22 protein-coding genes, 5 tRNA genes and 1 pseudogene are annotated in these 25,043 nt (G+C 71.0%); 9 read left to right on the forward strand and 19 right to left on the reverse strand.

Translation table 11 applies throughout. The features are described from left to right. Positions 1-40: 40 nt before the first annotated feature. The gene (gene recG / locus ACWCQ6_RS04970) at positions 41-2,305 is read right to left on the reverse strand and encodes an ATP-dependent DNA helicase RecG (RefSeq protein WP_451085499.1); all 2,265 of its coding nucleotides are present in this window, start codon (positions 2,303-2,305) and stop codon (positions 41-43) included. Positions 2,306-2,502: 197 nt separating this feature from the next. Here recG and ACWCQ6_RS04975 point away from each other — a divergent pair, with 197 nt between their 5' ends. After that, a complete protein-coding gene (locus tag ACWCQ6_RS04975) occupies positions 2,503-4,392 on the forward strand; it encodes an HSP90 family protein (protein ID WP_451085501.1) in 1,890 nt (629 codons plus the stop codon). Next, positions 4,389-7,331, forward strand: a complete 2,943-nt coding sequence (locus ACWCQ6_RS04980) for a tetratricopeptide repeat protein (RefSeq protein WP_451085503.1) — start codon at positions 4,389-4,391, stop codon at positions 7,329-7,331. The genes ACWCQ6_RS04975 and ACWCQ6_RS04980 overlap by 4 nt, the downstream gene beginning before the upstream one ends. Positions 7,332-7,351: 20 nt before the next feature. Here the strand turns inward: ACWCQ6_RS04980 and ACWCQ6_RS04985 are convergent, their stop codons facing one another. After that, entirely contained in the window at positions 7,352-8,986 is a 1,635-nt protein-coding gene (locus ACWCQ6_RS04985) for a DAK2 domain-containing protein (RefSeq protein ID WP_451085505.1), read from the reverse strand. A gap of 258 nt (positions 8,987-9,244) precedes the next feature. Between ACWCQ6_RS04985 and rpmB the strand changes: the two genes are divergently transcribed. Next, on the forward strand, positions 9,245-9,430 hold the full coding sequence (gene rpmB / locus ACWCQ6_RS04990) for a 50S ribosomal protein L28 (protein WP_030928661.1): 186 nt from the start codon (positions 9,245-9,247) through the stop codon (positions 9,428-9,430). Between the two features lie 86 nt (positions 9,431-9,516). On the opposite strand, the gene thiD is transcribed toward rpmB, so the two are convergent. Next, positions 9,517-10,323 carry a bifunctional hydroxymethylpyrimidine kinase/phosphomethylpyrimidine kinase gene (thiD, locus tag ACWCQ6_RS04995; RefSeq protein WP_451085507.1) on the reverse strand — a complete coding sequence of 269 codons (807 nt, stop codon included), beginning with the start codon at positions 10,321-10,323 and terminating at the stop codon, positions 9,517-9,519. Positions 10,324-10,333: 10 nt separating this feature from the next. Beyond that, the gene (locus ACWCQ6_RS05000; RefSeq protein WP_451085509.1) at positions 10,334-11,305 is read right to left on the reverse strand and encodes a thiamine-phosphate kinase; all 972 of its coding nucleotides are present in this window, start codon (positions 11,303-11,305) and stop codon (positions 10,334-10,336) included. 325 nt (positions 11,306-11,630) lie between these two features. On the opposite strand from ACWCQ6_RS05000, the gene ACWCQ6_RS05005 reads away from it, so the two are divergent. Next, a complete protein-coding gene (locus tag ACWCQ6_RS05005) occupies positions 11,631-11,864 on the forward strand; it encodes an Lrp/AsnC family transcriptional regulator (protein WP_189545835.1) in 234 nt (77 codons plus the stop codon). 50 nt (positions 11,865-11,914) lie between these two features. Further along, positions 11,915-12,367: a DUF3515 domain-containing protein gene (locus ACWCQ6_RS05010; protein ID WP_451085636.1), complete on the forward strand. Its 453-nt coding sequence runs from the start codon at positions 11,915-11,917 to the stop codon at positions 12,365-12,367. A gap of 48 nt (positions 12,368-12,415) precedes the next feature. On the opposite strand, the gene ACWCQ6_RS05015 is transcribed toward ACWCQ6_RS05010, so the two are convergent. From ACWCQ6_RS05015 to ACWCQ6_RS05025, 3 genes are all read right to left on the reverse strand, one after another. Next, positions 12,416-13,573: a D-alanine--D-alanine ligase family protein gene (locus ACWCQ6_RS05015; RefSeq protein ID WP_451085512.1), complete on the reverse strand. Its 1,158-nt coding sequence runs from the start codon at positions 13,571-13,573 to the stop codon at positions 12,416-12,418. A gap of 101 nt (positions 13,574-13,674) precedes the next feature. After that, the gene (locus ACWCQ6_RS05020; protein WP_451085514.1) at positions 13,675-14,685 is read right to left on the reverse strand and encodes an NAD(P)H-dependent glycerol-3-phosphate dehydrogenase; all 1,011 of its coding nucleotides are present in this window, start codon (positions 14,683-14,685) and stop codon (positions 13,675-13,677) included. Beyond that, positions 14,682-15,434: a lysophospholipid acyltransferase family protein gene (locus ACWCQ6_RS05025; protein WP_451085516.1), complete on the reverse strand. Its 753-nt coding sequence runs from the start codon at positions 15,432-15,434 to the stop codon at positions 14,682-14,684. Before ACWCQ6_RS05025 ends, ACWCQ6_RS05020 begins: the two co-directional genes overlap by 4 nt. 167 nt (positions 15,435-15,601) lie before the next feature. Between ACWCQ6_RS05025 and cofC the strand changes: the two genes are divergently transcribed. Together cofC and ACWCQ6_RS05035 are read left to right on the forward strand one after the other, a co-directional pair. Next, on the forward strand, positions 15,602-16,321 hold the full coding sequence (cofC, locus tag ACWCQ6_RS05030; protein WP_451085638.1) for a 2-phospho-L-lactate guanylyltransferase: 720 nt from the start codon (positions 15,602-15,604) through the stop codon (positions 16,319-16,321). Positions 16,322-16,331: 10 nt separating this feature from the next. Then, the gene (locus tag ACWCQ6_RS05035) at positions 16,332-16,535 is read left to right on the forward strand and encodes a hypothetical protein (RefSeq protein WP_451085518.1); all 204 of its coding nucleotides are present in this window, start codon (positions 16,332-16,334) and stop codon (positions 16,533-16,535) included. 108 nt (positions 16,536-16,643) lie between these two features. On the opposite strand, the gene ACWCQ6_RS05040 is transcribed toward ACWCQ6_RS05035, so the two are convergent. From ACWCQ6_RS05040 to leuC, 4 genes are all read right to left on the reverse strand, one after another. After that, a complete protein-coding gene (locus ACWCQ6_RS05040; RefSeq protein ID WP_451085520.1) occupies positions 16,644-17,303 on the reverse strand; it encodes an HU family DNA-binding protein in 660 nt (219 codons plus the stop codon). A gap of 143 nt (positions 17,304-17,446) precedes the next feature. Beyond that, positions 17,447-17,674, reverse strand: coding sequence for an SCO5555 family protein (locus ACWCQ6_RS05045; protein WP_072487271.1), 228 nt, complete (start codon positions 17,672-17,674; stop codon positions 17,447-17,449). Between the two features lie 104 nt (positions 17,675-17,778). Continuing rightward, complete coding sequence (gene leuD, locus ACWCQ6_RS05050; RefSeq protein WP_451085522.1) at positions 17,779-18,372, reverse strand: 3-isopropylmalate dehydratase small subunit; 594 nt, start codon at positions 18,370-18,372, stop codon at positions 17,779-17,781. Between the two features lie 5 nt (positions 18,373-18,377). Further along, positions 18,378-19,802, reverse strand: a complete 1,425-nt coding sequence (leuC, locus tag ACWCQ6_RS05055; protein WP_451085524.1) for a 3-isopropylmalate dehydratase large subunit — start codon at positions 19,800-19,802, stop codon at positions 18,378-18,380. A 174-nt stretch (positions 19,803-19,976) separates the two neighbouring features. On the opposite strand from leuC, the gene ndgR reads away from it, so the two are divergent. Further along, a complete protein-coding gene (gene ndgR, locus ACWCQ6_RS05060) occupies positions 19,977-20,693 on the forward strand; it encodes an IclR family transcriptional regulator NdgR (protein WP_030928691.1) in 717 nt (238 codons plus the stop codon). 58 nt (positions 20,694-20,751) lie between these two features. Then, positions 20,752-21,303, forward strand: a pseudogene (locus ACWCQ6_RS05065) (MerR family transcriptional regulator); the annotation flags it as partial. 85 nt (positions 21,304-21,388) lie between these two features. On the opposite strand, the gene ACWCQ6_RS05070 reads toward ACWCQ6_RS05065, so the two are convergent. From ACWCQ6_RS05070 to ACWCQ6_RS05105, 8 genes are all read right to left on the reverse strand, one after another. Then, a tRNA-Glu gene (locus ACWCQ6_RS05070) sits at positions 21,389-21,461 on the reverse strand. A 26-nt stretch (positions 21,462-21,487) separates the two neighbouring features. After that, positions 21,488-21,559, reverse strand: a tRNA-Gln gene (locus tag ACWCQ6_RS05075). A 12-nt stretch (positions 21,560-21,571) separates the two neighbouring features. Beyond that, positions 21,572-21,644, reverse strand: a tRNA-Glu gene (locus ACWCQ6_RS05080). A 60-nt stretch (positions 21,645-21,704) separates the two neighbouring features. After that, positions 21,705-21,777 (reverse strand) — tRNA-Glu (locus ACWCQ6_RS05085). 26 nt (positions 21,778-21,803) lie between these two features. Continuing rightward, positions 21,804-21,875, reverse strand: a tRNA-Gln gene (locus ACWCQ6_RS05090). An 88-nt stretch (positions 21,876-21,963) separates the two neighbouring features. Next, positions 21,964-22,683 (reverse strand): HAD family hydrolase, encoded by a 720-nt coding sequence (locus ACWCQ6_RS05095; protein WP_451085526.1) that lies wholly within the window; start codon positions 22,681-22,683, stop codon positions 21,964-21,966. Positions 22,684-22,795: 112 nt separating this feature from the next. Further along, the gene (gene gltX / locus ACWCQ6_RS05100; protein ID WP_451085528.1) at positions 22,796-24,268 is read right to left on the reverse strand and encodes a glutamate--tRNA ligase; all 1,473 of its coding nucleotides are present in this window, start codon (positions 24,266-24,268) and stop codon (positions 22,796-22,798) included. Next, positions 24,261-25,037, reverse strand: a complete 777-nt coding sequence (locus ACWCQ6_RS05105) for a fumarylacetoacetate hydrolase family protein (RefSeq protein WP_072487282.1) — start codon at positions 25,035-25,037, stop codon at positions 24,261-24,263. The genes gltX and ACWCQ6_RS05105 overlap by 8 nt, the downstream gene beginning before the upstream one ends. Positions 25,038-25,043 lie beyond the last annotated feature (6 nt).

Genomic DNA, 25,043 nt, shown 5'->3' on the forward strand with positions numbered 1-25,043 from the left:
GCGTCCTGGCCGGTCGGGCCCGCGCACCCGGTGCCTCCGGTCAGCCCTTGTCGAGGTACTGCTCGCGCTCCTTGTCGAGCAGCGCGTCCAGCGCGGTCCGCAGCTCCGGCAGGTGTTCGAGCTCCGGGTCGGCGGCGACGATCGCGACGGCCTCCTCCCGTGCGGCGACGATGACCTCCTCGTCGTCGATGACGGTGAGCATCCGCAGCGAGGAGCGGACCCCGGACTGGGCCTGGCCGAGGACATCGCCCTCGCGGCGCTGTTCGAGATCGATCCGGGAGAGTTCGAAGCCGTCGAGGGTGGCGGCGACGGCGGAGAGCCGGGCACGGGCCGGACTGGCCTCGTGTGCCTCGCTGACGAGCAGGCAGAGTCCGGGGGCGGAGCCCCGGCCGACCCGGCCGCGCAGCTGGTGCAGCTGGGAGACCCCGAAGCGGTCGGCGTCCATGATCACCATGGCGGTGGCGTTGGGGACGTTGACGCCGACCTCGATGACGGTGGTGGCGACCAGGACATCCACGTCGCCTGCGGCGAAGCGGCGCATCACGTCGTCCTTGTCGTCCGGATTCATCCTGCCGTGCAGCACCTCGACGCGCAGGCCGGCCAGCGGGCCCTTGGCGAGCTGTTCGGCGATCTCCAGCACGGCGAGCGGCGGGCGCTTGTCGCCCTCGTCCTCGGGCGCCTTCTTCTTCGCCTTCTTCCCCGCCGCCTCGTCATCGGCGTCGTCGCCGATGCGGGGGCAGACCACGTACGCCTGGTGTCCGCTCTCCACCTCTTCGCGCACCCTTTCCCAGGCGCGGCTGAGGAAATGCGGCTTGTCCTTGGCGGGGACGACATGGCTGGCGATCGGCGAGCGGCCCGCCGGGAGCTGGTCCAGTACGGAGGTCTCCAGGTCACCGAAGACGGTCATGGCGACCGTACGGGGAATGGGGGTGGCCGTCATGACCAGCAGATGCGGCGGCTGCTTCCCCTTGGAGCGCAGGGCGTCGCGCTGTTCCACGCCGAAGCGGTGCTGTTCGTCGACGACGACCAGGCCCAGGTCGTGGAACTGCACCTTGTCCTCGATCAGGGCATGGGTGCCGATCACGATCCCGGCCTCGCCGGTGACGAGGTCGAGGAGCGCCTGACGGCGGGCCGCGACGCCCATCGAACCGGTGAGCAGCACCACCTTCGTCCCCTGCTCGGAGCCGCCCGGCGCCCGCCCGGCGCCCGACCGCCGCCCCTCCTGAGGAGGCGCTTCGCGCCACAGTCCCCAATTCTCGGCCAGGTCTCCCATCATTTCCGTGATGGAGCGGTGGTGCTGCTGGGCGAGCACCTCGGTGGGCGCGAGCATGGCGGCCTGCCCGCCCGCATCGACGACGCCGAGCATGGCCCGCAGCGCGACCAGGGTCTTGCCGGAACCGACCTCGCCCTGGAGCAGCCGGTGCATCGGGTGTTCCGTCGCGAGGTCGTCGAAGATCTCCTTGGAGACCTTCTGCTGCCCGTCGGTGAGGGTGAAGGGCAGCCTGGCGTCGAAGGCGTCGAGCAGTCCGCCGGGCACGGGTCTGCGGGCGACGGCCGGGAGCTGGGTGTCGGCGTACCTGCGGCGGGCCAGCGCGACCTGGAGGACGAAGGCCTCGTCCCACTTCAGCCGGTCCCTGGCCTGGGCGATGTCCGCCTTGGTCTGCGGACGGTGGACCTTCAGCAGCGCCTCGGGGAGCGCGGTGAACCCGCGCCCCTCGCGCAGGCCCGGCGGCAGCGGATCCACGGCCTCCTGGGCGCTGGGCAGCACCGTGTCGACGGCCTTGGCGATCCGCCACGAGTCCATTTGCTTGCAGGCCGGGTAGATCGGCAGCAGCCGCCCGGCGAAGGCGTCCACCGCTTCGGTGGCCTCGTCGGTGTCCTTGGTGTCCAGGAGCTGGTACGTGGGGTGGGCGAGCTGCATCTTCCGGTTGAAGACGGAGACCTTGCCCGCGAACATCGCCCGCCGGCCGGGCAGCAGCTCCTTGTGCGGCTTGTGGACACCATGGCCGAAGAAGACCAGCTGGAGGCGGCCGCTGCCGTCGGTGAGGGTCACTTCGAGGCGCTTGCCGCGGCCGTTGTTGAACATCAGGACGCGGGCATCGGCCACCTGGGCGACCACCGTCACGTGCTCGTCCAGCGGGAGGTCCGTCAGCGCCGTGAGCCGGCCGCGCTCCTCGTAGCGCCGCGGGTAGTGGTGGAGCAGATCACCGACCGTGTGCAGGTCGAGGTGTTCGGCCATCACCTTCGCGGTGGCTCCGCCGAGCAGCTTCTTGAGGGGTTCATCGAACGCAGACACGCGATCCATTGCACACCACACCACTGACAGATGTCCGGCGGGCACCACCCGGAACCCGGGAATCCCCTGGTCAGAATTGTCGCCACGCCCCTAGGATCGGCTCCCACGCTTCCGGCTCGCGATCACCTCTCCAGGGATCGCCCGACCCGCGCTGTCGCACGTGCCTCGCCGGGCGAGGCACAGGTCCCCCCACCGGCGCTGCGACGATGACATCTGAAACCTCAGCGAATTCCACGTCCCCCGAACACACCGAGTCCTCCGCAGGCCGGTCGCCGCACACCTTCCAGGTGGATCTGCGCGGACTGGTCGATCTTCTCTCCCACCATCTCTACTCCTCCCCGCGGGTCTACCTCCGCGAGCTGCTGCAGAACGCCGTGGACGCCATCACGGCCCGCCGCGCCGAGCAGCCGGACGCGCCCGCCCTGGTGCGGCTGTACGCGGACGGCGGACGGCTGCGGATCGAGGACAGCGGGATCGGTCTGACCGAGACCGATGTGCACAGCCTGCTCGCGACGATCGGCCGCAGCTCCAAGCGCGAGGGGGCGGAGGGACTCGCCTCGGCGCGCGCCGGGTTCCTCGGCCGGTTCGGCATCGGGCTGCTGGCCTGCTTCGTCGTCGCGGCCGAGATCCGGGTGGTGAGCCGTTCGGCGCGTACGCCCGCGTCGCCGGCCGTGGAATGGTGCGCCCGCGAGGACGGTTCGTACACCGTCCGTACGCTGCCCGACGACGCGCGGACGGAGCCGGGCACCACCGTGCATCTGACCGCGCGGCCCGGCAGCGGGGACTGGCTCACCGAGGAGCGGGTGCTCTCCCTCGCCCGCGACTTCGGCTCGCTGCTGCCCTACGACGTACGGGTGGGCGAGGCCGCGGTCACCGCTCTGCCGGCGCCGTGGGACCGTCCGTATCCGAGTCCGGCGGCGCGGCGCGTGGCGCTCGCCCGCCACTGCCACGAGCAGTTCGGCTTCTCGCCGCTCGACACGATCGACCTGGATCTGCCGCTCGCCGGGGTCCGCGGGGTCGCCTACGTACTGCCGTCGGCAGTGAGTCCGGCGCAGCGGGCCGGCCACCGGGTGCATCTGAAGGGGATGCTGCTGACCGACCGGGCCGACGAACTCCTGCCCGACTGGGCGTTCTTCGTGCGCTGTGTCGTCGACACGGACAGCCTGCGGCCCACCGCCTCGCGGGAGGCGCTGTACGCGGACGAGACCCTGGCCGCCGTGCGGGAGGCGCTCGGCGACCGGATCAGGCAGTGGCTGACCGGGCTCGCCGCGGGTGATCCGGAGCGGCTCGCAGAGTTCCTCTCCGTGCACCATCTGGGGGTGAAGTCGCTCGCCCGGCACGACGGCGCCATGCTGCGCACGATGCTGCCGTGGCTGCCGTTCGAGACGACGGACGGGCAGTTGTCGCTGGAGGAGTTCGCCCGGCGCCATCCGGTGGTGCACTTCACCCGGACCGTGGAGGAGTTCCGGCAGGTCGCACCGATCGCCTCCGCGCAGGGCATCGGAGTGGTCAACGGCGGCTACACGTACGACACCGAGCTGGTCGAGCGGCTGCCCTCGGTCCGGCCCGGGACGGTGGTCGCGGAGCTGGACGCCGATACCGTCACCGCGCATCTGGATTCCGTCGATCCGGCGCAGGAGCTGGCGCTCGGCGCCTTCCTGGCCACGGCCCGCACCAGGCTGGACCCGCTGGGCTGCGACGTGGCGCTGCGCGCCTTCCATCCGCTGACCGTGCCCGCGCTGCATCTCGACGACCGGGCGGCCCGCCACGAGCAGGCCCGCGCCGAGGCGGAGGAGCAGGCCGACGAGCTGTGGGCGGGCATCCTCGGCTCGCTGCGCGGCACCGCGCCGCGCGCCCGGCTCGTACTGAACCATCTCAACCCGCTGATCCGGCGCATCGGCTCACTGCGCGACCCGGAGCTGGCGGGCAATGCCGTCGAGGCGCTGTACGGGCAGGCGCTGCTGATGGCGCAGCGCCCGCTGCGGCCGGCCGACTCGGCGCTGCTGAACCGGGCGTTCATCGGCCTGCTGGAGTGGGCCACGCATCCCGCAGTACCAGGACACTCCCCCGCGGACTCCCAGGAGGACGACCGATGAGCGCCGACATCAGCACGATCCGCCAGGCCCTGCGGGAGAACGACCGGGAGCCGGAGGGCCCCGCGCGCAACGCCCGCGCGGAGCGGCTGCTGGCCGAGGCCGAGCAGACCGGGGACGCCGCCCTGGTCGTCGAGGCGCTCACCCATCAGCTGCAGGCCTACAACTACAGCTCCGAGAAGGACAAGATGTTCGTGCCCTTCGCGCGGCTGCTGCGCATGTGGGACGAACGGCCCGGCGATTTCGGCGATTTCATGACCCACCATCTGTTCTGGATGTTCAAGTGGGTCTCCAGCTCCATGGTCGACCAGCCGCACATCCCGCTGGCCGCCATCGAGAAGTGGCAGAGCGAGATGGAGCACCGCTACCGGCTCGCCGGCCATTCGGAGCGTGCCGTGTGCCAGGGCGAGCTGGAGATCGCCCGTCATCTGGGCGATCTGCCGCGTGCCGAGCGGGCGTACGCCGCCTGGCAGGCGGCCGACCGCGACCGGATGGCCAACTGCCACGCCTGTGAGCTGCATGAACAGGGCAGCTGGCAGGTACAGCTCGGCCTGGACGCCGAGGCCCTGGAGACCTGGGCGCCGGTGCTGGCCGGTGAGCACGTCTGCGCCCATGAGCCGCATGCCGTGCTGGCGGCCTCGCTGCTGCCACTGCTGCGGACCGGCCGGTCAGAGCAGGCCCGCGCCCATCATCTGCGCGGGTACCGGATGGTCCGGTCGATGGAGAGCATGCGGGACTCGGCCGCCCAGCACATCGAGTTCTGCGCCCTGACCGGCAACGAGGCCCGCGGCCTGGAGATCCTCGCCGAGCGGCCCGCTTACTTCACCGACAGCGGGAACCCGGCCAGCCTGATGGACTACCTGGCCGTCACGGCGCTGCTGATGGACCGGCTGACCGCGCTCGGCCACGGCGGGCAGTCGGTGCCGGGCCCCGCCGGGACCGAGTGGACCGCGTCCTCGCTGGCCGCGCACGCCCGTGCGCGGGCGCTGGAGCTGGCCGCCCGGTTCGACGAGCGCAACGGCACCGCGCGGGTCGGCACGGTGGTGCGGGAACGCCTGGACCGCCGGCCGCTGACGGACCGGCTGCCGCTCGGGGTACGGGCCGTGCGGCTGGCCGTCCCCGCCCCGAAGACCGCTGCCGCCCCGGCTCCGGGGACACCGGCAAAGGCGTCGCTGGACCTGGCCGGTCTGCTGGCCGAGGCACACAGCCTCTCCGAGGCCCAGCACCCGGCGGCCGGCCCCGCCTGGGAAGCCGTGATCCGCCGGGCCGCCGAGGAGGGCGGAGCCGCGGACCGGCTGTCGGACCACGACCGCGCGTGCGTCGAGGACCACCGGGCGATGTACGGCTCGCTGCCGCCGGCCGAGGCGATGGCGGCCTTCCGGACCGCCGCCGGTCTCTACGAGGCCGCGGGCGACCGCGGCGAGGCCGCCGCCGCGGCGGGCCGGGCCGCGTTCGCCCGTGCGCTGGAGCCCGGCGGGGCGGACGAGGCGCTGGCCGGGATCGCTCCGGTGGTGGACCGGGTCCTGGCGCTGCACGCCGAGGGCGCGGCCACCGCCCGCCAGGCGAGCGCCGTGCTGGTGTGCCGGGCCCGTGTTCTCGGCCGGCTGGCGCAGGACGCCCCGGACGAGCCGGCCGCCGAGTCGGCCGTCGCCGGACTCGAACAGGGGGCGCGGGAGCTGCTCGCGTTCACCGAACCGCTGCGTGCGAAGGCCGGGGTGGCCAGCCGGATCGCGGAGGCGATGGAACTGCTCGGCGACGTCGCGGCGTACCGGGGCGAGACGCACGACGCGCTGGAGTGGTACGAGCGGGCCGCCGCGGAGACCGTTGCCGCCGGGCTGCCCTGGTACGCGGTCGAGTGCGAGGCCAAGGCTTCCGGGCTCGCCGCCCAACTGGAGGAGCACGAGCGGGCGGAGCGGGCGGCACGGGCCGCGCTGGAGCACGCGGCGCTCGTCCCGGCGCGCGGACGGGCCCGGCTGCATCTGCGGCTCGCCGAAATCCTGGCCGGCACCGGGCAGTTCGCCGAGGCGGCCGAGCAGGCGCTGGACGCCGCGCACTGGGCGGACGAGTCGGGCGAGGGCGCGACGCTCGGGGTCCATGCCCGTCATCAGCTCGGCGGCTGGCTGCTCCGGCTGGACCGGGCGGCTGAGGCCGCCGCGGTGCTGGAGGACGTACTGCCCGACATCACGGCCGAGGAGCACGGTGACGGCATGGTCGTGCAGACGCTGTGGTGGCTCGGCGACGCGCTCACGGAGCTCCACGAGCCTCGGGAGGCGGCCGGGCACTGGCTGAGGGCGGCGGACATCGCCCGCGGCTGGCCCGAGCAGCACGATCACGCGATGCTCGCCAATCTGGCCGCGCAGGCGCTCTACCGGGCGGATCTGGACCCGCAGGCGGAGCTGGCGTACGCGCGGGCGGGGGAGCTCTGGCGCGAGCTGGGCGATGTCCCGGCGCTGGTACGGACGCTGCGGGTGCGGGCCTGGATCGCCGCCCGGGGGGAGCGGCCGGACCCGGAGGCGGCGCGGGCGTTCATGGCGGCGGCCGCGCGGGAGTGCGAGGCGGCACTGGCCTCCGCCCCGGCGGACGGGGCGCCCCGGCTGCTCGCGGAGCTCGCGGACACCCACCGCCAGACCGGCGAGCTGATCGCCCATGTCTGCCCGGGTGAGCCGGGCGAGGCGCCGGAGTACGAGGAGGCGCTCGGGTATGTGGACCGGGCCGTCGCGGGTTTCGCGGAGGCCGGAGCCGGATTCGTCGGCCTGCGCACGGGCGCCGAGCTGATGGCCGCCTGGCTGGAGGCCGACCTGGGCCGTCCGGACGCGGCCAGGCAGCGGGCCCGGCGGGTCCTGGAGATCCACGGGGCCGGGGAGCCGGACGGGACGGGCGAGGAGCGCCGCGCGGAGGCCGAGGCGCTGCTGGACCACGTGGGCCGGCGAACCGGCGCCTGAGGCACCTGAGACAGCTCCGCTTACTCCACCCCGATGAGCAGCGGAGCACTCTGGTGGCCGCCCCGGTACACCACCGTGTCCACCGCCAGATAGCCCTCGCGCACGTGTTCCTCCAGCGCGTCCGCGAGGCTGTCGGGGACGTCCTCGCCCAGGACCAGGGTGACCAGTTCGCCGCCCGCCGCCAGCATGCGGTCCAGCACGTCGCGGGCGGTCTGCGGTACGTCCTCGCCGATGACCGCGACGTCGCCGTCGATCAGGCCCAGGATGTCGCCGGCCTGGCAGATGCCCGCCATGGTCCAGGACTGCCGTTCGGCGACGGCGAGTTCGGCGTAGCGGGTGGCACCGGCGGCGGCGGTCATCGCCACCACGTCCTCGTCGAAGCTGCGGTCGGGTTCGTGGACGGCGAGGGCGGCGATGCCCTGGACGGCGGCCCTGGTCGGGATCAGGGCGACCCGGACGCCCTCCGCGCGGGCCTGTTCGGCGGCGGCAGCGGCGGTGTGGCGCAGCTCCGTGTCGTTGGGCAGCAGGACCACCTCGCGGGCGTGCGCCCGGCGGATCGCGTCGACCAGTTCGCCGCTGGCCGGCGGCTCCCCGGGGCGGGCCAGGACCGTCGTGGCCCCGGCCTCCTTGCACAGGCCGCGGAGCCCGTCGCCGGGGACCACGACGACGACCGCGCGCTGCACGGGCTCGGCGTGGGGGTGCACCCGGTCCGCGCCGAAGTGGGTGATCCGGATGCGGTACGGCCGCCCGGCCTCGACCCCGGCCTCCACGGCCGCGCCCGCGTCGTCGACATGCACATGGACGTTCCACAGCCCGTCGCCACCCACCACCACGAGCGAGTCGCCGAGCCGGTCGAGCCGGGTCCGCAGCCGGTCCACCGCCTCGTCCGTGGCCTCCAGCAGGTAGATGACCTCGAAGGCCGGCCCGCCTTCCGCCTCGTCCGCCGCGCAGTCGTCCGGTTCCGGAAGAACGGGCACGAGAAGAGGGGGCACGGCCACGGGGGTGCGCTCGGGGGCCTGCCCGCAGACCGCTTCGACGAGCGCCCCGAGCACCGTCACCAGGCCCCGCCCCCCGGCGTCCACGACGCCCGCCCGGCCGAGGACGGCGAGCTGTCCGGGGGTCGCTTCCAGGGCCGTCCGCGCACCCTCGTACGCCGCCCGTGCGACCGCGGCGGTTCCGGCGTCGTGCCCGGTGAGCGCGGCGGCCTCGGCGGCCGCGGTGGCCACCGTCAGCACGGTGCCCTCGACGGGGTGGGCGACGGCCTGCCGGGCCGCTTCGGCGGCGACGGCGAGCGCCCGGCGCAGATGGTCCGCGTCGTGGCCGACGGCCAGCACCCCCGCCATCCCGCGCAGCAACTGGGCCAGGATCGTGCCGGAGTTCCCGCGGGCGCCGATCAGGGCGCCGTGCGCCATGGCCCGTACCGCGTCGGCCGCGACGGGTGCGGTCGCCCCGGTCTCGTGGGCGGTGAAGACCGCTTCGACGGCCTGGGTCGCCGATTCCACGGTCAGATAGAGGTTCGTACCGGTGTCCCCGTCGGCGACGGGGTACACATTGATCGCGTCGATCGCCTCGCGCTCCCGGCCCAGCGCCTCCAGGGCCAGTGAGCACCAGGTACGCACCGCGACGGCGTCCATGTCGTCGTCGGTCTGCGCCACCTGTCGGCCCTCCTCGGATTCGGCCGTGGGCGGCCGGGTGCATCGCAGAGTAGCCCCGCGCACCGGGTCCGGCGGGGACAGGGGGCGGGACAAGGTCGGTGGAACCCATGGTAGTTTCGTTCTACCGACGCAGCCGTTGTATGCTGCTTCGGTTGCCCGATGAGAGTCGGGTCATCCCTCCGGCACCGCCACTTCAGTCACATGAATCCGGCGCGCCGGATTTCACTGTAAGTGCATCTGAAGTCTTTGGAGTGACCCGTGGCTGCCAACTGCGACGTCTGCGGCAAGGGGCCGGGCTTCGGCAACAACATTTCGCACTCGCACCGCCGTACGTCCCGTCGCTGGAATCCCAACATCCAGCGCGTGCGTGCCGTGGTCGGTCGGACGCCGAAGCGGCTCAACGTCTGCACCTCGTGCATCAAGGCCGGCAAGGTCGCGCGCTGACGTTCCCGTCGTAGCGCAGCCTTCCGGTTGCCCAAAAAGCCGGTCCACCTCGGTGGACCGGCTTTTTGCTGTGCGCCGGGGCGCCCTCACGCGGTGCGCGTCCGCCAGCCGTGGTCGACCGGGCCGATCCCGGCGCCCAGCGGGAAGCCCGCCGCGATCGCCCCGGTGACGTACGCCTTCGCGTCCCGGACCGCCGCGGGTACGTCCTGTCCCAGGGCCAGTCGGCAGGCGATGGCCGAGGCGAGGGTGCAGCCGGTGCCGTGGGTGTGGCGGTTGTCGTGGCGGGGGGCGCGCAGCCAGTGCTCCTCGCTGCCGTCGGTCAGCAGGTCGACGGGGTCGCCCGGCAGATGACCGCCCTTGACGACGACCCAGCTCGGCCCGAAGTCCAGTACCGCGGCGGCGGCCCGCCGCATCCCCGCCTCGTCCTCGACGTGGATGCCGGTGAGCTGTGCCACCTCGTCCAGATTCGGGGTGGCGACCGTGGCGGCCGGCAGCAGTTTCGTCCGTACGGAATCGAGCGCCTCGGCAGCCAGCAGCGGGTCTCCGTGCTTGGAGACGCCGACCGGGTCGACGACGGCCGGGGCGTCGGTGCCGGCGAGGAGTTCGGCCACGGTTTCCACGAGGACGGCCGACGACAGCATTCCGGTCTTCACCGCCTGCACCCCGATGTCGTCCACCACGCTGCGGTACTGGGCGCGCACTGCCTCGACGGGCAGTTCCCAGGCGCCCTGCACCCCCAGCGAGTTCTGGGCGGTGACGGCGGTCAGCACACTCATCCCGTGCACACCGTGCGCCAGCATCGTCTTCAGGTCGGCCTGGATGCCCGCACCGCCGCCGGAGTCGGATCCGGCGACGGTCAGTACACGGGCGGGTGGAGCAGCAGATACGGGCATACGCCGAAATCTACTGGGCGTCCTCCATGTCCCCGAAGTGGTCCCAGCCGCCCTTGACGGTCCACGGCGCCCCGTCGACGGTCACCTGCGGCAGCGCGGAGGGGTTGAGGACCTCGCCGATCACCTTCCAGCGGGCGGGCAGCTTCACGTCCGGCGGGAAGGTGGCGACGATCGCGTGGTCCTCGCCCCCGGTCAGCACCCACTGGAGCGGGTCGACGCCGACCGCCTGCCCGATGTCGGACATCTGCGAGGGGATGTCGATGAGCCCGGAGCGCAGATCGATCCGGACCTGGCTGGCCTCGGCGATGTGCCCGAGGTCGGCGACGAGCCCGTCGCTCACGTCCGTCATCGCGGTGGCGCCGAGTCCGGCGGCCGCGGGGCCCGCGTGGTACGGCGGTTCGGGGCGCCGGTGGGCCTCGACGAAGGCACGGGGCGAGCGGAAGCCGCGGGAGAGCACCGCGTACCCGGCGGCGGACCAGCCGAGCCAGCCGGTGACGGCGACGACGTCGCCGGGCTGGGCGCCGGAGCGGGTGACCGGTTCATGGTTGCGCAGATCGCCCAGCGCCGTGATCGAGACGGTGATCGTCTCGCCGCGCACCACGTCTCCGCCGACCACGGCCGCACCCGCGACCTGGCACTCGTCGCGGATGCCGTCCATCAGTTCGCCGGCCCAGGTGACCGGGAGTTCGGCGGGGACGACCAGGCCGAGCAGCAGCGCGGTGGGCACCGCGCCCATGGCGGCGATGTCGGCGAGGTTCTGAGCGGCGGCCTTGCGGCCGACGTCGTACGCCGTCGACCAGTCGCGGCGGAAGTGCCGTCCCTCCAACAGGATGTCCGTACTGGCCACGACCCTGCGGTCGGGAGCGGTCACGACCGCGGCGTCGTCGCCGGGTCCGAGCCGTACCGCCGGAGTGGTGGTGAGCCGGGAAGTGAGCTCCCTGATGAGCCCGAACTCCCCCAACTCGCCCACGGTTCCCTTCACCGAGTCTCACCTCTCATCTATCGCGCCGGACGGCCGTCCGGCGCTGCTTCGGCGGCCGGGGGTACGGACCCTGGACCGGCTGCCGCCGCAGGGAGCAGTCTGCACCGCTCGTCACCGCCATGCCTGTCCCCCCACCGGACCGCTGCGCTTGCGGTCGCGGGCCGTCACTGCTGTCGGTACTGTCAAGAGATACGTCAACTTGTGTCTTGTGTACGCCACGCTGTGGGCGTCAACGGTCCACAGGTCTCCCCGCGGCACATGGCGACGCGATACCGTGGCGTCCCTTTCTCCCCCACATGATCCTCGTGGCCGCCCTGGAGGTTCCGTGGTACAGGCGTACATCCTTATTCAGACCGAGGTGGGCAAGGCGTCGACCGTCGCCGAAACCATCGCGCAAGTTCCGGGAGTGATCCAGGCAGAGGACGTCACCGGCCCCTACGACGTGATCGTGCGCGCGCAGGCCGACACGGTCGACGAACTCGGCCGCATGGTGGTCGCCAAGGTCCAGCAGGTGGAAGGCATCACGCGAACCCTGACCTGCCCGGTCGTTCATCTGTAGCCCCCGTCTACGCTGGGCCGGTGACTTCATCGCGCCGACTTCGCCATCCCGTGTTCCTCGGCCCCGCCGTCGCCGTGCTGCTGCTGGCCGCGGCAGGCTGTTCCGCAACGGACGCCACGGCGTCGATCACGGTTCCCACGCCGTCCCCGGAAGCCGCGGGCTACTGCCGTGCGCTGCACAAGGAACTGCCGAGAACCGTTGCCGGTCTCGAGCTCGGTGACTCCGGGCCGGAGTCCGAACTGACCGCCGAGTGGGGGGACGGAGAGATCGTACTGCGCTGCGGTGTCCCCCGGCCCGCGAAGATGGACGACCCCATGGCGAAGGGGACCGAGGCGAACGGCGTCAACTGGCTGCTGGAGCAGCCCGAGGGCACCGGTCCGCGTTTCACGACGACCTACCGCAAGGCATACGTCGAGGTGACCCTCTCGGAGGCGTACGCCCATGACGCGAGCCCGTTGGCCGCGTTCGCCCCGGCCATCCGCAAGACGGTTCCCGGGCTGTAGGGCGTGCGCTCCCCGGCGGGAGCGCACGCCGTGCGGCGCGGGTCCGGCTCAGCGCAGGCCGGTCGGGCGGCTCAACGCGGCCTGGATCAGCCGGTCCACCAGCTCCTGGTAGCTCACACCGCTCTCCTGCCACATCCGCGGGTACATGGAGATCGGGGTGAAGCCCGGCAGGGTGTTGATCTCGTTGATCACGAAGGTGCCGTCCTCGGTGAGGAAGAAGTCGGCGCGGACCAGCCCCTCGCAGGACGTGGCCTCGAAGGCCTCGATCGCGAGCCGCTGGACCTCGGCCGTCTGCTCCTCGGTGAGCGGGGCGGGCACGATCCCGGAGACCGAATCGATGTACTTGGTCTCGAAGTCGTAGAAGTCGTGCGAGGTCACCGGGGGGATCTCGGCGGGCACGCTGGCGCGCGGGCCGTCCTCGAACTCCAGCACCCCGCACTCGATCTCGCGGCCCCGCAGCAGCGACTCGACCAGGAACTTGGGGTCGTGGCGGCGGGCCTCCTCGATCGCCTCGTCGAGGCCGGACAGATCGTCGACCTTGGTGATACCGATGGACGAGCCGGCCCGTGCGGGCTTGATGAAGAGCGGCCAGCCGTGCTCGCCGGCGAAGTCCACGATGCGCTTGCGGGCGCCGGAGGGGTCGTTGTCCCACTCGCGGGGACGCATCACGAGGTACGGGCCGACCGGCAGCCCGAAGGAGATGAAGACCCGCTTCATGTACTCCTTGTCCTGGCCGACCGCCGAGGCGAGCACCCCGGCGCCGACGTAGGGCACCCCGGAGAGCTCCAGGAGCCCCTGCAGGGTGCCGTCCTCGCCGTACGGGCCGTGCAGCACGGGAAAGACGACGTCGACCTCGCCGAGCGCCTTGGGGACCGAGCCGGGCTCGCTGTACACCACTTCGCGGCTGCCGGGGTCGACGGAGAGCACCACGGCGCCCTCGGTGGACTCGGCCAGCTGGGCCACCTCCGGCATCTGCCGGTCCGTGATGGCCATGCGTTCGGGTTCGTCGGCGGTGAGGGCCCAGCGGCCGTCCGTCGTGATGCCGATCGGAAGAACGTCGTACTTGGTCCGGTCGATGGCGTTCAGGACGGCGCCGGCCGTGACGACCGAGATGCCGTGTTCGGAGCTGCGGCCGCCGAACACGACGGCCACGCGCGGCTTGCGGAGCTGCTGCTCCGGGCTCTGGGGGAGGTTCTCGCTGCTCATATCGCGTTGAGCGTACCTGCTGGTACCACTCGCGTCAGCGCGGCCGGGGCGGCCGGAGCGGTGACCATGAACGTTCACCGCTCCGGCTGCCCCGGCCCGCTTCAGCGCCGCTCGGGCTTGGCGCTGCGCGACATCAGCTCACCCAGCGCGACCATCGGCGGCTTGCCCTCGTGGACGATGCCGACGACCGTCTCGGTGATGGGCATGTCGACGCCGTGCCTGCGCGCCAGATCGAGCACCGACTCACAGGACTTGACGCCCTCGGCGGTCTGCCTGGTGACGGCGATGGTCTCCTGGAGCGTCATGCCGCGGCCGAGGTTGGTGCCGAAGGTGTGGTTGCGCGAGAGCGGCGAGGAGCAGGTCGCCACCAGGTCGCCCAGGCCCGCGAGTCCGGAGAAGGTCAGCGGGTCGGCGCCCATGGCCAGGCCGAGCCGGGTCGTCTCGGCGAGGCCCCGGGTGATCAGCGAACCCTTGGCGTTGTCGCCGAGGCCCATGCCGTCGGCGATGCCGACCGCCAGGCCGATGACGTTCTTGACCGCGCCGCCGAGTTCGCAGCCGACCACATCGGTGTTGGTGTACGGGCGGAAGTACGAGGTGTGGCAGGCACTCTGGAGGCGCCGGGCCACGGACTCGTCCTGGCAGGCGACGACGGCAGCCGCGGGACGGCGTTCGGCGATCTCCTTGGCCAGGTTGGGCCCGGTGATGACGGCGACCCGGTCCGCGGAGACCTTGGTGACATCCTCGATGACCTCGCTCATCCGCTTCGCGGTGCCGAGTTCGACGCCCTTCATCATCGAGACGAGAACGGTGTCGGAACCGAGGTGCGGAGTCCATTCGGCGAGGTTGGCGCGCAGGGTCTGCGAAGGCACCACGAGTACGGCGAAGTCGGCGCCGTCCAGCGCCTCGACGGCGTCGGTGGTGGCCCGGACCGAGGCGGGTAGCTCAATTCCCGGCAGGTAGTCCGGGTTGGTACGGGTCGTGTTGACGGCCTCGGCGATCTCGGCACGACGGCCCCAGAGGGTGACCTCGCAGCCGGCGTCGGCGAGGACCATGCCGAAGGCCGTACCCCATGAGCCGGTTCCGAAGACGGCCGCCTTTGCGGGGTGCGTCACTTGGTTCCCTCTCCTTCGGCCTTGCGTCGCTGTTCCGCGCGGGCCTGGCGGTGGTCGTAGGGCTGTGCGGGAGCCTGCTCGCCCCGCACGATCTCCAGCTGAGCGGTGACCGCGGCCATGATGGCCTCGGTCGCCTCGCGCAGGATGTCGGGCGTCGGGTCCTGATCGTAGAACCGGGAGAGGTCCACGGGCGGCCCGGCCTGCACCTGAAGGGTCTTGCGGGGGAAGAGCCGGAACTTGTTCTCCTTGGCGTACGGCGGCATCGCGAAGTTGGCGCCCCACTGCGCGACAGGGATGACCGGGGCCTTCGTCATCAACGCGACGCGGGCGGCACCGGTCTTGCCCGCCATCGGCCACATGTCGGGGTCGCGGGTGAGCGTGCCCTCCGGGTAGAAGGCGACGCACTCGCCGCGCTCGATGGCGTCGACGGCGGCCCGGAAGGCGTCCAGCGCGTTGGTCGTCTCGCGGTACACCGGGATCTGTCCGGTACCGCGCAGCATCATTCCCACAAAGGGGGTCTTGAACAGGCCCGCCTTGGCAAGAAGCCGCGGCACCCGTCCGGTGTTGTACTGGAAGTGACCATAGGAAAGCGGGTCCAGATAGGAGTTGTGATTGACCGCGGTGATAAATCCGCCGTCGGCCGGAATGTGTTCCATCCCCCGCCAGTCACGCTTGAACAGAACCACCATTGGCGGTTTTGCGATGACCGCCGCCAGGCGGTACCAGAAGCCGATTCTGCGGCGGGACACTCGGACACCTTCCTCTAAGGACCTGAACTCTGCCTGGCTACCGACGGTCAAGTCTCGCCCCAGGCCCCTGCTCTGTCGAGAACACCGTACGCCCAGCTTTCGGGACCGACCCTCCAGGTTCTCGCACCGGCAGGCGAGAATAGGCGGCTACGTGCACCGAGGGGGAGATCGCCACGAACACCGACCCGACCGTTCCCTGGTCCCTGGTCGTTCCGTTGAAGCCCCTGACGCGGGCCAAGAGCAGGCTGGCGCCCGCGGCGGGTCCGGAACTGCGCCCCCGGCTCGCCCTCGCCTTCGCCCGGGACACCGTGGCCGCCGCCCTGTCCTGCCCGGCGGTGCTGGATGTGGTGGTGGTCACGGACGACCAGGAGGCCCGGACGGCCCTCGCCGCGATCGGGGCGCGCGTCGTCCCCGACGAGCCCGACCGCGGGCTCAACGCCGCGCTGGCACACGGTGAGCGGGCGGTACGGGTCCGGCGGCCCGGGGCCGCGGTCGCCGCGCTCAACGCGGATCTGCCCGCACTGCGCCCCGCAGAATTGACCCGGGTACTCAAATATGCCGCAGAATTTCCTCGCGCATTCGTTACCGATGCGGCAGGAATCGGGACAACATTTCTTTCGGCTGCGCCGGGAGTGGAATTGCGCCCGGCTTTCGGCGGCCCTTCCCGGTCCCGGCACCTGGACTCCGGCGCGGTGGAAATCGACCTGACCGGCATCGATTCGGTCCGCCAGGACGTGGACACCGGCGCGGATCTGCGGGCGGCACTGGTGCTGGGCGTCGGCGCGCACACCGCGGAACACTGGGACGTGGGGGGCTCCCGGGCCGCCGCCGCTCCCGGCCGGGCCCGCGGCGGTGAACCTTCAACGGCTGTCCCACCGGACCGATAGGCTTGTGGCCATGCAGGCGACCTCGTACACCTACGACCCCGAGACCCGCACCGGCAGCGTGCTGCTCGACGACGGCACCCCGGTGGATTTCGACGCCCGGGCCTTCGACGCGGGCGGTCTGCGGCTGCTGCGCCCGGGGCAGCGGGTGCGGATCGAGGGCAGCGGCGAGGGTGCGGAGCTGCGGATCACCCTGGTGACGCTGCAGACGCTCTGAACGCCGACGTTTCGCAGGGCGCGCACGGCGCCCATGACAGCCCGCGGGCCGGGCTCCCCGAGGGGAACCCGGCCCGGCCGCGTGTGAGCAGCTCTGCGCTGCTCGGTCTCACTTCTTCCGCGCAGTGGCCTTCTTCGCCGTGGTCTTGCGCGCCGTGGTCTTCTTCGCGGGCGCCTTCTTCGCCGTGGCCTTCTTCGCGGGCGCGGTCTTGCCTGCGACGGCCTTCTTGGCGGCCGTCTTCTTCGCCGCGGCGGTGGTCTTCTTGGCCGCCGTGGTCTTCTTGGCCGCCGCGGTGGTCTTCTTCGCGGCGGTCTTCTTGGCCGCCGCGGCCTTCGCCGCAGTGGTCTTCCTGGCGGTGGCCTTCTTCGCCGCGGCCTTCTTGGCTGCGGCCTTCTTGGCTGCGGCCTTGGCCGTCGTACGGGCGGAAGGACCGCCCGTGAGGCTGCCCTTGGGCGCCTTCTTCACGGCCACTTCGCCGCCCTTGGGGAGCTTCTTCGAGCCGCTCACCAGGTCCTTGAAGCCCTGGCCCGCGCGGAAGCGGGGAACCGAGGTCTTCTTGACCCGCACACGCTCCCCCGTCTGCGGGTTGCGGGCGTAACGGGCGGGGCGGTCGACCTTCTCGAACGAGCCGAAGCCGGTGACCGAGACACGGTCCCCCGCGACAACCGCACGGACGATCGCGTCGAGTACCGCGTCGACGGCGTCGGCGGCCTGCTGGCGGCCTCCGACCTTGTCGGCAATCGCTTCTACGAGCTGCGCCTTGTTCACGTCTTCCCCTTCGGAGACATTGCCAGAACGTAAGTGTTCAAGCGTTTTCGCACGTTAGGCAGATATATACCGCAAATCAAACACGAAACGGGCTAATCACCCTAGTGCCGCAACGAAGTCGACCGCTGCATAGTTCCGCAGAGTCAGTCACCTTCGGGGAATCGGCCCTCATCGAGGTCCTTCATCAACCGGTCCAGACGCCTTGCCGCATCCGGGAGATCGTGCTTAGCCGCGGCCGTGATGACCAACAGCTTCCGGGACAGCGCCATCCTCACGCCCTCCGGGACTTGCAGTGCGCGCACTCTTGTGTGCGCTTCCTTCAATCGGTCGGCGACTTGGCCGTAAAGCTTGAGTTGGCTGTCGCGTTCCATGCACCGATTGTGCCATCTGAGGCGAGTTGTCGCCCGACGGGGTCTCAACAAGCGACTGCGCCCCCTACCAGATGGCAGGGGGCGCAGTCCTGGAAACGCGCTGCTCAGGCGTTAATTGTACGCGGCTTGAAGGTCGGCCTTGCCACCTCATAAGACGCAATGTCCGCTTCGTCCCGAAGGGTGAGGCTGATGTCGTCCAGCCCGTTGAGCAGTCGCCAACGGGAGTTCTCGTCGAGCTCGAAGTCTGCGGTGATGCCCTCGGCGCGGACCTGGCGCGCCTCCAGGTCGACGGTGATCTCGGCCGTGGGATCGGCCTCGGTCAGCTCCCAGAGCGCGTCGACCACCTTCTGGTCGAGTACGACGGTCAACAGCCCGTTCTTCAGCGAGTTGCCGCGGAAGATGTCAGCGAACCGGGAGGAGACGACGGCCTTGAAGCCGTAGTTCTGCAGCGCCCACACGGCGTGTTCGCGGGACGATCCGGTGCCGAAGTCGGGCCCGGCCACCAGGACCGTGGCGCCCTTGCGTTCCGGGCGGTTGAGGACGAAGCTCTCGTCCTTGCGCCAGGCCTCGAAGAGTCCGTCCTCGAAGCCGTCCCGGGTGACCTTCTTCAGCCAGTGCGCGGGGATGATCTGGTCGGTGTCGACATTGCTGCGGCGCAGCGGGACGGCCCGGCCGGTGTGCGTGGTGAAAGCTTCCATGATTCTCAGACTCCGGCGGGCGTACGGGCGTCGGACAGGTCGGCGGGCGAGGCCAGGTGGCCCAGAACGGCGGTGGCGGCGGCGACCTGCGGGGAGACCAGGTGCGTACGGCCGCCCTTGCCCTGCCGGCCCTCGAAGTTGCGGTTCGAGGTGGAGGCGGAGCGCTCGCCGGGGGCCAGCTGGTCGGGGTTCATGCCCAGGCACATCGAACAGCCGGCGTGCCGCCATTCGGCGCCCGCGGCGGTGAAGACCTTGTCCAGGCCCTCCTCGACGGCCTGGAGGGCGACCCGGACGGAGCCCGGGACGACCAGCATCCGTACCCCGTCGGCGACTTTGCGTCCGTCCAGGACTGCGGCCGCGTTGCGCAGGTCCTCGATCCGGCCGTTGGTGCAGGAACCTACGAAGACGGTGTCCACGTTGATCTCGCGCAGCGGCTGGCCGGCGGTCAACCCCATGTACTCCAGGGCCTTTTCGGCGGCGTTGCGCTCCGAGGCGTCCTCGTACGAAGCAGGGTCGGGGACGTTGGCCGACAGGGGCGCGCCCTGGCCGGGGTTGGTGCCCCAGGTGACGAACGGGGCCAGTTCGGCCGCGTCGATGACGACCTCGGCGTCGAAGACCGCGTCGTCGTCCGTGCGCAGCGTCTTCCAGTACGCGACGGCGGCGTCCCAGTCCTCGCCCTGGGGGGCGTGGTCGCGGCCCTTCAGATAGTCGAAGGTGGTCTCGTCCGGGGCGATCATGCCCGCCCGGGCGCCCGCCTCGATCGACATGTTGCAGATGGTCATCCGGGCTTCCATCGAGAGCTTCTCGATGGCGGAGCCGCGGTACTCCAGGATGTAGCCCTGGCCGCCGCCGGTGCCGATCCGGGCGATGATCGCGAGGATCAGGTCCTTGGCCGTGACGCCGTCGGGCAGTTCGCCGTCGATGGTGATCGCCATGGTCTTCGGGCGGGCCATCGGCAGTGTCTGGGTGGCCAGCACGTGCTCGACCTGGCTGGTGCCGATGCCGAACGCCAGCGCACCGAAGGCGCCGTGCGTGGAGGTGTGGGAGTCGCCGCAGACCACGGTGGTGCCGGGCTGGGTCAGGCCCAGCTGCGGGCCGACCACGTGCACGACGCCCTGCTCGACGTCGCCCAGGGGGTGCAGCCGTACGCCGAACTCCGCGCAGTTCTTGCGCAGGGTCTCCAGCTGGGCGCGGGAGACCGGGTCGGCGATCGGCTTGTCGATGTCGAGGGTCGGGGTGTTGTGATCCTCGGTGGCGATGGTGAGATCGAGGCGCCGCACCCGGCGTCCGGCCTGCCGGAGGCCGTCGAAGGCCTGGGGGCTGGTCACCTCGTGCAGCAGGTGCAGATCGATGAAGAGGAGGTCGGGCTCACCTTCGGCGCGCCGGACGACATGGTCGTCCCAGACCTTCTCCGCGAGTGTCCTACCCATCGCTTTCCCTCCGGCCGGCGTCTTCGCCGGCCCAACTAGAGATTCGGTGCGCCGCCGTCCGGACCCCCGTGCGGGGCGGTGGCTACGGGCCGTTGTGTGGCCGCCCGTACAGGTTCGCAACTTCCGCCGAATATTGAACTTGCGTTTCACAGAGTGAGACGGGAGTATCGTCGTATGGACAACTCTAGCGGCGTCGGCGTTCTCGACAAGGCAGCTCTGGTATTGAGCGCCCTGGAGTCCGGTCCGGCCACCCTCGCCGGGCTGGTCGCGGCGACCGGGCTCGCACGGCCCACGGCCCACCGGCTGGCCGTGGCACTGGAACACCACCGGATGGTGGCGAGGGACATGCAGGGCCGTTTCATTCTCGGCCCCCGGCTGGCGGAGCTCGCGGCGGCGGCGGGCGAGGACCGCCTGCTGGCCACGGCGGGCCCGGTGCTCACGCACCTGCGCGACATCACGGGCGAGAGCGCGCAGCTCTACCGCCGGCAGGGCGACATGCGGATCTGCGTGGCGGCGGCGGAGCGGCTGTCCGGCCTGCGGGACACCGTGCCGGTCGGCTCCACGCTCACCATGAAGGCCGGCTCGTCGGCCCAGATCCTGATGGCCTGGGAGGAGCCGGAGCGCCTGCACCGCGGCCTCCAGGGTGCCCGCTTCACGGCGACGGCGCTCTCGGGCGTGCGGCGCAGGGGCTGGGCCCAGTCGATCGGCGAGCGCGAGCCGGGCGTGGCCTCGGTCTCGGCCCCGGTGCGCGGCCCCTCGAACCGGGTGGTCGCCGCCGTCTCGGTCTCCGGACCGATCGAGCGACTGACCAGGCACCCGGGCCGGATGCACGCCCAGGCGGTCATCGACTCGGCGGCCAGGCTCAGCGAGGCCCTGCGCCGCAACGGCTGACACACCAGGCAGTTCTCCGGCCGCCCCAGCGTCGTGGCGGCCCCTCTCAGAACCTCGGCGGATCACCGCGACGCAGGCCGAATACGACGAGAGCCATGTGCACCGGCTGCGCCCGGTGCGGGCCCTGATCCGGGTGGGCCGCCTCCCCGTGGCCACGGCGCGCGAGGTCCTCTCCCACATCGACGACGACTCCCTGAGCCGGACGATCCGGCTGGGCGCGGCACTGTGGTCACTCCCGCACGGCCCCGATCCCGACGAGACGGCCCCGGAGACCGAGACCGCCCGGCGCGGAGGTCGAGCGACTCCTGGAACGGACCGGCTGGGCGACGACGCAGGAGATCGGCTCCTTCTCCTCCGCGTATCGCGCGCTGGTGTCCTCGGTGGCCACCCTGATCCGCCTCGGCCATCCATGCGACATCGATTACCTGGCCGAGCAGGCCGGTCCGATGCATCAAGTCGCCGTCCAGGACCTGGACATGATGGAGACGTACCCCACGGAGTCGGAGCAGGTGGAGATGGCGGTCGCGTCGCCGGTGCTCTACGAGCCGTTGCTGAAGTCCCTGCGCCGGAGGCCCAGGAAGAGGAGTCGGCCCGGCGTTACGGTCTCTGAACGGGCCCGCAGCTCGAACGGGCCTCGCGGACCAACGGCAAAGGCCCTTCATCTGGATGAAGGGCCTTTGCCTGTCCTGCTGTTGTACCCCCGACCGGATTCGAACCGGCGCTACTGCCGTGAGAGGGCAGCGTGCTAGGCCGCTACACAACGGGGGCTTGTTACTACTTGTTGCATTTCTGCGCTGGGCTACCAGGACTCGAACCTAGAATGACGGTACCAGAAACCGTAGTGTTGCCAATTACACCATAGCCCACAGTGTTACAAGTACCCCCGACCGGATTCGAACCGGCGCTACTGCCGTGAGAGGGCAGCGTGCTAGGCCGCTACACAACGGGGGCCCTAGCGATCCTGCATCGAGACCGTGGGTGCGACCCAGATGATCTCGCGGGAAGGATCTGTACCCCCGACCGGATTCGAACCGGCGCTACTGCCGTGAGAGGGCAGCGTGCTAGGCCGCTACACAACGGGGGCTTGTTACTACTTGTTGCATTTCTGCGCTGGGCTACCAGGACTCGAACCTAGAATGACGGTACCAGAAACCGTAGTGTTGCCAATTACACCATAGCCCACCAGAACTCAACCCCCGATGAGGGGTTTTGTTCGGCTTGCGCCTCCCGTTCGGATCTTTCGTCCCGCTCGGGCGGCGCAGGAAGAACATTACCCGAAGGTGTCCGGCGCTCCAAAACGGGTATTGCCCGCCAGCAGTCCGGGCAGCTGATCGAGCCCGCTGATGCGGACGAGCTCGGGCCGTCCGCCGCGTCCGCCCCGGTCCAGCCAGATCCCCATCAGCCCGGCGGCGACCGCCCCACCGGCGTCGATGTCCGGCTCGTCCCCCACGTACGCGACCTCCCCCGGCTCCAGCGCCAGCGCGTCGCAGGCGGCGTGGAAGGCGCCGGCCTCGGGCTTGGAGACGCCCAGCTCCACGGCGCACACCACGGCCTCGAAACGGTCCCGCACGCCGAGCGCGCGCAGCTTGCGGTCCTGGTTGTGGATGCTGGAGTTCGAGAGCACCGCGTGCCGGAACCCGTCCGCCAGCAGATCCAGTACCGGCAACACATCCGGGAAGAGCGCCCAGGCGGCCTCGTAGTGGGCCGCGTGCCGAGCAAACCAGTCGTCGGCCTCCTCGTCCTCCAGCGGCCGCGAGACGAACTCCCTGACCCGGTCCCGGCGCTGCCCCAGGAAGTCCGTCTCCCCGGCCGCGAACCGCGCCCAGTGCACATCGGTGATCGCCCGCCATGCGGCGAGGGCCTGCTCGGCGGAGTCGTATCCGTCGGGCAGGCCCTCCTGTTCGAGATGCTTGCGCATGCCGATGCTGTCGGCACCGGAGTAGTCGAAGATCGTGTCGTCGATGTCCCAGAGGACCGCGCGGATCGTCATGAGGTCAGCGTAGAGGCCCGTACGGCGGACACAGCGGGTACGAGACCGCGGGAGGGGCGGCAGCCGTCGTGACTGCCGCCCCTCCCGTGGGTGCGCTTCGATGGAGGCGCCGTTACGCGGCCAGCTTCGCCAGCGCCGCGTCGATGCGGGCGATCGTCTTCTCGCGGCCCAGGATCTCCAGGGACTCGAAGAGCGGCAGGCCGATCGTGCGGCCGGTGACCGCGACGCGGACCGGGGCCTGGGCCTTGCCGAGCTTCAGGCCGTGCTCCTCACCGGCGGCGAGGATGGCGTTCTTCAGGGCGTCCGCGTTCCACTCGGCCTCGATCAGCTTGGCGCGGGCCGTGGTGAGGAGGGCGTCGGAGCCCTCCTTCATCGCCTTGGCCCAGGACGCCTCGTCCGTCGCCGGCTCTTCGAGGAAGAGGAAGTCGACGTTGGCCGTGATGTCGGAGAGGACCGTGACGCGGGTCTGGGCGTGCGGGGCGATCGCCGCGAACTGCTCCGCGTCGAAGGCCTCCGGGGCCCACGGGGCGAACGGGGCCTTCAGCCAGGGGCCGCAGGCCTCGGTGAACGCCTTCACGTCCATCTTGCGGATGTGCTCGGCGTTGATGTGCTCGCACTTCTTCAGGTCGAAGCGCGCCGGGTTGGCGTTGACGTCCTTGATGTCGAACGCGGCCACCATCTCCTCGACGGAGAAGATGTCGCGGTCCTCGGCGATCGACCAGCCCAGCAGGGAGAGGTAGTTGAGCAGCCCCTCCGGCAGGAAGCCGCGCTCGCGGTAGAGGTTGAGCGAGGCCTGCGGGTCGCGCTTGGAGAGCTTCTTGTTGCCCTCGCCCATGACGTACGGCAGGTGGCCGAAGGCGGGGGTGTCCTTGGCGATGCCCAGCTCGATGAGCGCCTTGTAGAGGGCGAGCTGGCGCGGCGTGGAGGAGAGCAGGTCCTCGCCGCGCAGGACGTGGGTGATCTCCATCAGCGCGTCGTCGACCGGGTTGACCAGCGTGTAGAGCGGGGCGCCGTTGGCACGGACGATGCCGTAGTCCGGCACGTTCTCCGGCTGGAAGGTCAGCTCGCCGCGGACCAGGTCGGTGAAGGTGAGCGCCTCGTCGGGCATCCGGAAGCGGACGATGGAGGTGCGGCCCTCGGCCTCGTACGCGGCGATCTGCTCGGCGCTCAGCTCGCGGCAGTGGCCGTCGTAGCCGGACGGCTTGCCGGCGGCGCGGGCGGCGTCGCGGCGGGTGTCGAGCTCCTCGGTGGTGCAGTAGCAGTGGTACGCGTACCCGCCCGCGAGGAGCCTGTCGGCGACGTCCTTGTAGATGTCCATGCGCTGCGACTGGCGGTACGGGGCGTGCGGGCCGCCGACCTCGGGGCCCTCGTCCCAGTCGAAGCCGAGCCAGCGCATCGAGTCCAGGAGCTGGTTGTAGGAGTCCTCGGAGTCACGGGCGGCGTCCGTGTCCTCGATGCGGAAGACCAGGGTGCCGCCGTGGTGCCGGGCGAAGGCCCAGTTGAACAGGGCGGTGCGGACCAGGCCCACGTGGGGGTTGCCGGTCGGGGAGGGACAGAAACGTACACGGACGGGTGCGTTAACCACGCTTGATCACCTTGTTGGTGAGAGTGCCGATGCCTTCGATGGTGACGGCGACCTCGTCGCCGACATGGAGGGGTCCGACCCCTGCGGGAGTGCCGGTGAGGATCACATCGCCCGGGAGCAGCGTCATGGCTTCCGTGATGTGGACGACCAGATCCTCGATCGAGCGGATCATGTCGCTCGTACGGCCCAGTTGGCGTTGCTCGCCGTTGACCGTGGCCTGGATGGTCAGGTCGTGGGGGTCGAGGTCGGTCTCCACCCAGGGGCCGAGCGGGCAGGAGGTGTCGAAGCCCTTGGCCCGAGCCCACTGCTTCTCGCGCTTCTGGGCGTCGCGGGCGGTGACGTCATTGGCGCAGGTGTAGCCGAAGATGACGTCCTTCACGCGCTCGCGCGGCACTTCCCGGCACATGCGGCCGATGACCACGGCCAGTTCGGCCTCGTGGTGGAGTTCGTTCGAGAAGGAGGGGTACTCGATCGCGTCGCCCGAGCCGATCACCGAGGTGGTGGGCTTGAAGAAGGCGACGGGGACGTCCGGTACCTCGTTGCCGAGTTCCGCGGCGTGCTCCGCGTAGTTGCGGCCGATGGCCACGACCTTGTTCGGGAGCACGGGCGGCAGAAGGCGGACCTTGTTCAGCGGGACCTTGGTGCCGGAGAGCTCGAACTCGGCGTACGGAATGCCCTTGATGATGTCGAGGACGAGACCATCGGGCCCCTCGCCCTCGACGGCGCCGAAGGCGACATTGCCGTCGATGGAGAACCTGGCGATGCGCACGGGATG

Source organism: Streptomyces sp. NPDC001880 (assembly GCF_053594575.1).